Raw genomic sequence first — 452 nt, 5'->3', positions numbered from 1 at the left:
GCTAGTCGCAGACCACGTAACTAAGAGTTTAGGCTGCCCATCGTTCGTCAAGCCCTTTTCGGAGCTCGACACCGTGGAAGGGCAACTCCTCATATTTATCGACTCGCCGAGTAAAAGTCTTCTCAGCGATGTTTCAATCGATATATTTGACAGTTTGAAGAAGAATCTACTGGGGGCGAGAGGAGTCCTGTGGGTTGTTCCAGAGAACCATTCCCCCGAGGCCGAACTGATGAGGGGCATGCTGCGAACAAAACGCCTTGAAAACACATCCAGGTACTACTTCTATTTGGAAAACACGTCTTGCGATAAGCAAGGAGCTTTGGCCATCACCAAGCTCGCCAGGCGCTTGCGAGACCCGGAGCTGGCAGCAGGCAGCATAGACCAGGATTTCGTCTGGCACGAAGGCAGAATACAATTGCCGCGGTTCCGACCACTCGCAACAGCCAAGGACG

1 protein-coding gene is annotated in these 452 nt (G+C 52.7%); it reads left to right on the top strand.

Annotated features, from left to right (window positions below; all coding sequences use genetic code 11):
- On the top strand, positions 1-452 hold a 452-nt coding region (locus D7V77_RS45430; RefSeq protein WP_233597583.1), incomplete at both ends, for a hypothetical protein.

This window comes from Corallococcus sp. CA041A (assembly GCF_003612075.1).
GTDB classification, from domain to species: domain Bacteria; phylum Myxococcota; class Myxococcia; order Myxococcales; family Myxococcaceae; genus Corallococcus; species Corallococcus exiguus.
Note: the sequence above shows the minus strand (reverse complement) of the source record. Positions and strands in the feature narration are given on the sequence as shown.